Origin of the sequence: Haemophilus sp. HMSC061E01, assembly GCF_001810345.1 — a bacterium.
Classification (GTDB): domain Bacteria; phylum Pseudomonadota; class Gammaproteobacteria; order Enterobacterales; family Pasteurellaceae; genus Haemophilus_D.
Window position 1 is genome coordinate 108,067 of sequence record NZ_KV801021.1, and the last position, 7,251, is coordinate 115,317.

The 7,251-nt window shown below is 40.3% G+C and carries 9 protein-coding genes; 3 read left to right on the forward strand and 6 right to left on the reverse strand.

Annotated elements, in window-relative coordinates:
* Positions 1 to 52 precede the first annotated feature (52 nt).
* The 3 genes from ftsB to ispF are packed head-to-tail and all read left to right on the forward strand — an operon-like array spanning position 53 to position 1,487.
* Positions 53 to 331, forward strand: a complete 279-nt coding sequence (gene ftsB / locus HMPREF2732_RS09575) for a cell division protein FtsB (protein WP_070592728.1) — start codon at positions 53 to 55, stop codon at positions 329 to 331.
* Complete coding sequence (gene ispD / locus HMPREF2732_RS09580; protein ID WP_070592732.1) at positions 331 to 1,014, forward strand: 2-C-methyl-D-erythritol 4-phosphate cytidylyltransferase; 684 nt, start codon at positions 331 to 333, stop codon at positions 1,012 to 1,014. The genes ftsB and ispD overlap by 1 nt, the downstream gene beginning before the upstream one ends.
* Complete coding sequence (gene ispF, locus HMPREF2732_RS09585; RefSeq protein ID WP_070592734.1) at positions 1,011 to 1,487, forward strand: 2-C-methyl-D-erythritol 2,4-cyclodiphosphate synthase; 477 nt, start codon at positions 1,011 to 1,013, stop codon at positions 1,485 to 1,487. The genes ispD and ispF overlap by 4 nt, the downstream gene beginning before the upstream one ends.
* Positions 1,488 to 1,545: 58 nt before the next feature.
* Here the strand turns inward: ispF and mscL are convergent, their stop codons facing one another.
* From mscL to def, 6 genes are all read right to left on the reverse strand, one after another.
* Entirely contained in the window at positions 1,546 to 1,932 is a 387-nt protein-coding gene (mscL, locus tag HMPREF2732_RS09590) for a large-conductance mechanosensitive channel protein MscL (RefSeq protein ID WP_049364681.1), read from the reverse strand.
* Between the two features lie 78 nt (positions 1,933 to 2,010).
* Complete coding sequence (gene trkA / locus HMPREF2732_RS09595) at positions 2,011 to 3,387, reverse strand: Trk system potassium transporter TrkA (RefSeq protein WP_070592738.1); 1,377 nt, start codon at positions 3,385 to 3,387, stop codon at positions 2,011 to 2,013.
* Positions 3,384 to 4,199: a glycosyltransferase family A protein gene (locus tag HMPREF2732_RS09600; RefSeq protein WP_049384348.1), complete on the reverse strand. Its 816-nt coding sequence runs from the start codon at positions 4,197 to 4,199 to the stop codon at positions 3,384 to 3,386. Before HMPREF2732_RS09600 ends, trkA begins: the two co-directional genes overlap by 4 nt.
* A complete protein-coding gene (gene rsmB / locus HMPREF2732_RS09605) occupies positions 4,200 to 5,537 on the reverse strand; it encodes a 16S rRNA (cytosine(967)-C(5))-methyltransferase RsmB (protein ID WP_070592740.1) in 1,338 nt (445 codons plus the stop codon). It abuts the gene before it with no gap.
* Complete coding sequence (gene fmt / locus HMPREF2732_RS09610; RefSeq protein WP_049384350.1) at positions 5,537 to 6,493, reverse strand: methionyl-tRNA formyltransferase; 957 nt, start codon at positions 6,491 to 6,493, stop codon at positions 5,537 to 5,539. Before fmt ends, rsmB begins: the two co-directional genes overlap by 1 nt.
* Positions 6,494 to 6,552: 59 nt before the next feature.
* Complete coding sequence (def, locus tag HMPREF2732_RS09615) at positions 6,553 to 7,062, reverse strand: peptide deformylase (RefSeq protein WP_049384351.1); 510 nt, start codon at positions 7,060 to 7,062, stop codon at positions 6,553 to 6,555.
* Positions 7,063 to 7,251 lie beyond the last annotated feature (189 nt).

Below are 7,251 nucleotides of genomic sequence, written 5' to 3' on the forward strand. Positions count from 1 at the left end.
CGCTGTATTTCACGGTAAACTATCCCAAGTTTTCAGAAATAATAGGTAATTTATGCGTCTTTTCATTGGAATTTTAGTGGGTGTTCTCGTGCTATTTCAGTACGATCTTTGGTTTGGTAAAAACGGATATTTTGATTACAAAGATGTCGCAGCTCAAATCAAAGAGAATAAAGCTGAAAATGAAAAGCTCTCACAAAGAAATCAAATGATTTCAGCTGAAATTCAAGGGTTAACAAAAGGCTTTGAATCCATTGAAGAACGTGCTCGCATGGGCCACGATATGGTCAAACCAAACGAGGTGTTCTATCACATCGTCAAAGAGCATAAATAATGAACCGTGAAATTATTGCCGTCATTCCTGCCGCGGGTGTTGGAAGCCGTATGCAGGCAAATAAACCTAAGCAATATCTGAAAATCCTAGACAAGACGATTCTGGAACATACTCTCTCTGTCATTCTATCCCACCCTGCAATCAATCACGTTATTCTTGCAGTAGGAAAAAATGATCCCTATCTTTCTAAAATGACTTTATTTCCTCATCAAAACATCACCCTCGTTGAAGGTGGTGAAACACGAGCCGAGTCAGTTCTAAATGGACTAAATGCGATCAAAAATAACCATGCTTGGGCATTGGTGCATGATGCAGCCAGACCTTGTTTAACACATCAAGATTTAGATAAATTGCTCCAAATCGATAATGAACACGGCGCTATTTTGGCCATTCCAGCGGTCGATACGATTAAACGCGCGAATAAACAGCAAGATATCATAAAAACAGAAGACCGCACTGAACTTTGGCTTGCACAAACACCTCAATTTTTCCGTTGCGATCTATTAAGAAACGCACTTGAACAGGGGCTATCTCAAGGTGCCAATATTACAGATGAAGCCTCTGCGATGGAACTTGCCGGATTTCGACCGCACTTAGTCGCGGGACGAAGTGATAATATTAAAGTAACGCGTCCAGAAGACTTAGCTTTAGCCGAATTTTATTTAACAAGGAAAACTCTATGATACGAATTGGACATGGGTTTGATGTTCATGCCTTTGGTGAAGATCGCCCTTTAATTATTGGTGGCGTTGAAGTGCCTTACCATACCGGATTTATTGCCCATTCTGATGGTGATGTCGCCTTACATGCCTTAACGGATGCCTTATTAGGTGCGGCAGCATTAGGAGATATAGGTAAACTCTTCCCTGATACCGATACGCAATATAAAAATGCAGATAGTCGTGTTTTATTACGAGAAGCATTCCGCCAAGTACAAGCAAAAGGCTATAAGGTCGGTAATGTGGATGTAACCATTATTGCTCAAGCCCCTAAAATGCGTCCTCATATCGATGCAATGCGAGCGAAAATTGCGGAAGATTTACATTGTGATATTGAGCAAGTCAATGTGAAAGCAACTACAACAGAAAAACTTGGCTTTACAGGCCGAAGTGAAGGCATTGCTTGCGAGGCCGTCGCATTATTATTAAAAGCTTAAATTTTAGGTAAAAGAAAAGGTTGGTAAAATACCAACCTTTTTTATTTGGATTAAATTCTTATTGTTTTTTTAATAAATCGCGAATTTCAGTAAGTAATTCTTCTTGTGAAGGACCTTTTACTTCTTCTACTGGTTTTTTCACTTTGTTGATACCTTTGATCATCATGAAGATTGCGAATGCAATGATGATGAAATCAAAGACGTTTTGAATAAATACACCGTAGTTTAAGGTTACTGCTGGGGTTTCACCTACAGCTTGAGCTAACGTGATTTTCAAATCTTTGAAATCCACGCCACCAGTTAAAATACCTAATACAGGCATTACTACGTCACCGACAAGTGAACTTACGATTTTACCAAAAGCACCACCGATGATCACACCGACTGCCATATCTACTACGTTGCCGCGCATTGCGAATTCGCGGAATTCTTTAAGAAAGCTCATAAAATTTCCTTTTGTGTTGGTTTAAAAAATTAAAAGAGTGCGTATTATAGGTTTTCAGATTAAAAAGTAAACTGTTATTTAAATAAAAAATGCACTTGGTTGGAATAATTTTTCAATTTCTGACACAGATTTCTTGTCATTAATATAAACAATCACATTATCGCCTTCTTCAATAACAACCTGACGACGAGCAATGATTACTTCATTTTTACGTAAAATTGCCGCAATCATCGCCCCTACAGGCAGCTTAATATCGCCAATTTGTCTTCCTACCACATTGGATGTTGTCGCATCGCCATGTACAACAAGTTCAATGGCTTCTGCAGAACCATGACGCAAAGAGGCCACATTTTTGATATCCCCTTTACGCACATGTCCTAATAAAGCGGAGATTGTTGCCTGTTGTGGTGAAACCGCAATATCAATGGTTCCACCTTGAATCAAATTGATATATGCCATGCGTTGAATAAGCACCATGGCTTTTTTAGCCCCTAGGCGTTTTGCCAGTAACGCCGACATAATATTGGCTTCATCATCCGCACTTAGAGATAAAAAGACATCAACGCTCTCAATATGCTCTTCAAAAAGTAAATTTTGATCAGAAGCATCACCATGGAAAACCAGGGTTTTAGAGAGTCTTTCTGCTAAAACTTTCGCTTTTTCTCCATCACGCTCAATGAGTTTTACTTGATACTTATCTTCTAGCTGTTTTGCCACACCTGAGGCAATATTCCCGCTGCCAACGATCATGATACGTTTGTAGGTTTTCTCAAGGCGTTGCAACTCACTCATCACCGCTTTAATGTGTTCCGTCGCACAAATAAAGGTAATTTCATCGCCCGCCTCAATAATGGTCGAACCTTGCGGACGAATTAATCTATCATTACGTAAAATCGAAATGATTCGGCAATCAATGTGTGGCATATGCTCTTTAAAAGCAGATAGCGCATAACCCACTAAGGGACCACCGTAATAGGCTTTTACAACCACAATGCTAATTCGATTATTGGCAAAATGCGCCACTTGCAACGCACCTGGAAAAGCAATTAAACGTGTAATCTCATCCGTAACTAAATTTTCTGGTGAAATCAGATGATCGATAGGCACGTTTTCATTATTAAATAATTTATCTTTCTCGCGCAAATATTCCGCATTACGAATACGTGCAATACGTGTTGGGGTATTGAAAAGGGTATATCCCAACTGGCAAGCAATCATATTGATTTCATCTGATGCTGTTACGGCAATCATCAAATCTGCATCGGCCGCGCCCGCATCACGTAAAACCTTGGGTGAAGAAGGGGAACCTTTAACTACGCGTAAATCATGCTTATCTTGTAAATTCTGCAAATGTTGAGATTCATTATCTACCAGTGTGATGTCGTTATCTTCACTCACTAAATTTGCCGCAAGTGTTGTACCTACTTGCCCTGCACCTAAAATGATTATTTTCATTCTGTTCTCTCCACAACCAAAGGTCGGATACCAATTTCAGCTGAATTTAGACCGCACTTTAATGCCTCAATACGGCGACAAATAGTCGATGTTACTTGTTCTGCTTCTGCCATTTTTTCGGCTGTAATCGCTGGATCTTGTTTACCAAATAACAGGCCATCGAGTAAACGTTCTGCATGCATACCTTCTCGACAAAAATGCAGAACACCTACATCTTCAAATAATGTCGCTACTTTTGCCGTTTTAGTGGTTGCAATGCCTAAAGCGCCATCTTCACCGCCGAGCTCTCGGAATAATTGATGTGTTGGAAATCCGCCGCACGCTAAGAAAAAAGCTTTATTAAAAACAACATTTCCCCCGCAGGTCATGCGCATATATTGCCATGCCTGATCAAAATTAGGGTGTTCCGCATAGCGTTGAGCTAAATTTATCGGCTTTAACGCTAATCTCACTAGCGAAGTATCTGGCTGAAAATGAAAGGTTGCCGCCGCCACTTCTAATGCTCCCGGTTCATATGCATCATCTGCATCTAAAAATGCGACAAAATCAACCGCACTTTTAGCCGAAAGCATCGCACCCCAATTTCGAGTCATCGCTACACCACTATTTTTCGGCATTTGCTCGATAGAGATTCTGTCAGGATATTGTTCTGCGAGCTGTAAGGCTAATGCAAATGTATTATCTGTCGACGCATCATCAATCAACCAAAGGTGACCAAGATTATTTTGCTGCAACACAGACTCTACTGCACGAACAAGCGTTTGTTCAGTGTTATAGCAAGGAATGACGACATCAATTAAAGGCAAATTCATTTAAGCTGACCGTTTTCTCAATTTTGCATAATAGAACCCATCCCCGCCATTCTCTTGTGGCAGGAATTGGATTCCAATCGTATTTTCCGTTTGTTCAAACGGCAATGGCATTAATTCTGCATCGGGTATTTCAGCTAAAAAATGCTGTATTTGCTGACTGTTCTCATCAGGAAGCACAGAGCAAGTCGCATAAAGCAAAATGCCATTAGGTTTCAATTTTGCCCAAAGCGCTTTTAGAATTTGTCCTTGCAAGGCAACCAATTGAGCAATATCTGTTTCTTGACGTAACCATTTAATATCTGGATGACGACGAATCACGCCCGTTGCTGAGCAAGGTGCATCTAATAAAATACGATCAAAGGATGCTCCACTTAAACCTATTTCTGAGAGCCACTTTTCTGGCTCGGTCGCATCACCACAAACAATTGTCGCCTGCTGATTCAAACGGGCAAGATTTTCTTCAACACGTCTTAAGCGATGAGCCTCGACATCAAGCGCAATCACTTTCGCTTGTGGCGCCATTTCTAAAATATGCGTAGTTTTCCCACCTGGCGCCGCGCAAGCATCTAAAATTAATTCACCATTTTGTGGCTCAAGCAATAAAGCAGACCATTGGGCATTGAGATCCTGAACTGTCACTGCGCCTTGTTCAAAATTTGGTAGTTTTGAGACAGAAAGTGGTTGAGCTAAGCGCAGAGCATGTGGATTATCACATTCAAATGCTGCTATCTCTTGCTTTTCCAACAAAGTGCGGTAAGTTTTCGTGTTATTTTGCTGTTGATTGACCCGTAACCACATTGGTGGCTTTTGGTTATTCGCCTCAATAATTTCACGCCAATTCGGATAAGCTTTTTTGAGTTTATTCACAAACCATTCAGGATGAAGCGTTTGCCAATGCTTATCGACTACAGCAAGAATATCCTCTTGCTCCCGTAAGAAACGACGCAATACACCGTTAACTAAACCACGGAAACTGTCCGATTTTAATGATTTTGTGGCATTCACTACTTCATCCACTGCAGCATGAGCGGGCACACGCATATAAAGTAATTGGTACAATCCTACTAATAACAAGCAATGTACAATACGGGTCTTACCCTTCAATGGCTTATCTAATAGTTTTTTTATAATATTTTCTAAACGAGGTAATACGCGACAAATACCAAAGGTGATTTCCTGTAATAAAGGTAAATCCTGTGGTTTTACCTGCGATTGCACTTCAGGAAGCAACGTTGATAAGGACTTACCTTGATCTAAAACCTGTAAAATCACTTGAGCAGCAATAGCGCGTACCGAAAGTGCGGTCGATTTTTCCGTTTTTTTTCGTTGAAATACCATTAGTTTAGAACCTTACCAACCTGGAACCAATCTGCTCGACCATTGAGGAAGTCTTGCACAGACATAGGTTTCTTGCCTGCGGGCTGAAGTTGCAATAAATTTAAAACGCCTTCTTTCGTGGCAATTTGGATACCTTTTTTATCGACACTTAAAATCGTCCCAGCTGGTTTATCTACATGTGGCAACACGGCTGCAGCATAAACTTTTAAGGTTTGTTCATTACCCTGCTCATCAGTTAATTGTAGGAAACTAATCGGCCAAGGATTAAACGCGCGAATATTGCGTTCAAGCTGGGCTGCCGATAGCGACCAATCTAATTTAGCCTCTTCTTTGGAAAGTTTCTCTGCATAGTTACTTTGGCTATCATCTTGTTTTTCTGCAGTGAATTTCCCTTCTTCCAAATGATCCAAAACATCAATCAATGCAGCTGGCGCAATTTCAGCTAATTTATGGTAAAGCGAGGTTGAGGTTTCTTGTGCATCAATATCGCAATACACTTTGTGTAACATATCGCCAGTATCCAAACCCACATCCATTTGCATAATCGTCACACCGGTTTGTTGATCCCCTGCCCAAATAGACCGCTGAATAGGTGCAGCACCACGCCAACGTGGCAAGAGAGAACCATGCACATTTAAACAACCTAAACGAGGCATATCCAACACTGCTTGAGGTAAAATCAAACCATAAGCAACAACAACCATTACATCAGCATTTAACGCTTTAAGCTCTGCTTGTGCGTCTTCTTTACGTAAGGATTTTGGTTGATAAACAGGAATTTGATGCTGTTCAGCTAATTGCTTTACAGGACTCGCCTGTAATTTTTTACCTCGACCAGCCGGTTTATCTGGCTGCGTATAAACAGCAATAATATTGTGATGTGAATTTAAGAGTGCAGCAAGATGCTGTGCTGCGAAGTCCGGCGTACCGGCAAAGATGATATTCAATGGTTTCATAATGTTCTACGTTATGGCGTTGATAGGAAAAGTGCGGTCATTTTATACCGCACTTTTGATTATTGTTTTGCAATTTGTTTTTTATATTTCACTAATTTTTCTTTGATACGTTGACGTTTCAACGGTGAAAGATAATCCACAAATAAAATACCGTTCAAATGATCGATCTCATGTTGAATGCAGATCGCTAATAAACCATCTGCATCAAGCGTAAATTCTTTTCCATTACGGTCTAACGCTTTTACCGTGACTTTTTCTTTACGAGGAACTAAAGCCCGGAATCCAGGAATAGATAAACAACCTTCTTCAATGCCTGTTTCACCTTCAGAAGCCAAAATTTCTGGATTAATCAACACTAATTGATTTTGTTTGTCACCTTCAATATCAATCGTAATAATACGCTGCAAGATATCTACCTGTGGAGCGGCAAGACCAATGCCTTCTTCTTGGTACATCGTATCAAACATATCATCTACAATTTTGCGAATGTCATCATTGACTTCAGCAACTGGCTCACAAACAATCTTTAGGTGATCATCTGGATAAATTAATACATTAAGTGCGGTCATATTTTCTCTTGTTTTATTAAAATTACGGCGGTGATTGTATCATAGAATCAACGCTTTGCTAAAATATTGAAAACTCTATAAACAAAAAACCCCAAGCTATTTAGCTCGGGGTTCACATTCACTACCTGGCGGTGTCCTACTCTCACATGGGGAAACCCCACACTACCATCGGCGCATCGGCGTTTCACT

Bases quoted from the DNA above. Each gene is read 5' to 3' on its own strand.
- ftsB (WP_070592728.1), top strand. From the start codon at position 53: ATGCGTCTTTTCATTGGAATTTTAGTGGGTGTTCTCGTGCTATTTCAG.
- ispD (WP_070592732.1), top strand. From the start codon at position 331: ATGAACCGTGAAATTATTGCCGTCATTCCTGCCGCGGGTGTTGGAAGC.
- ispF (WP_070592734.1), top strand. From the start codon at position 1,011: ATGATACGAATTGGACATGGGTTTGATGTTCATGCCTTTGGTGAAGAT.
- mscL (WP_049364681.1), bottom strand. From the start codon at position 1,932: ATGAGCTTTCTTAAAGAATTCCGCGAATTCGCAATGCGCGGCAACGTA.
- trkA (WP_070592738.1), bottom strand. From the start codon at position 3,387: ATGAAAATAATCATTTTAGGTGCAGGGCAAGTAGGTACAACACTTGCG.
- HMPREF2732_RS09600 (WP_049384348.1), bottom strand. From the start codon at position 4,199: ATGAATTTGCCTTTAATTGATGTCGTCATTCCTTGCTATAACACTGAA.
- rsmB (WP_070592740.1), bottom strand. From the start codon at position 5,537: ATGGTATTTCAACGAAAAAAAACGGAAAAATCGACCGCACTTTCGGTA.
- fmt (WP_049384350.1), bottom strand. From the start codon at position 6,493: ATGAAACCATTGAATATCATCTTTGCCGGTACGCCGGACTTCGCAGCA.
- def (WP_049384351.1), bottom strand. From the start codon at position 7,062: ATGACCGCACTTAATGTATTAATTTATCCAGATGATCACCTAAAGATT.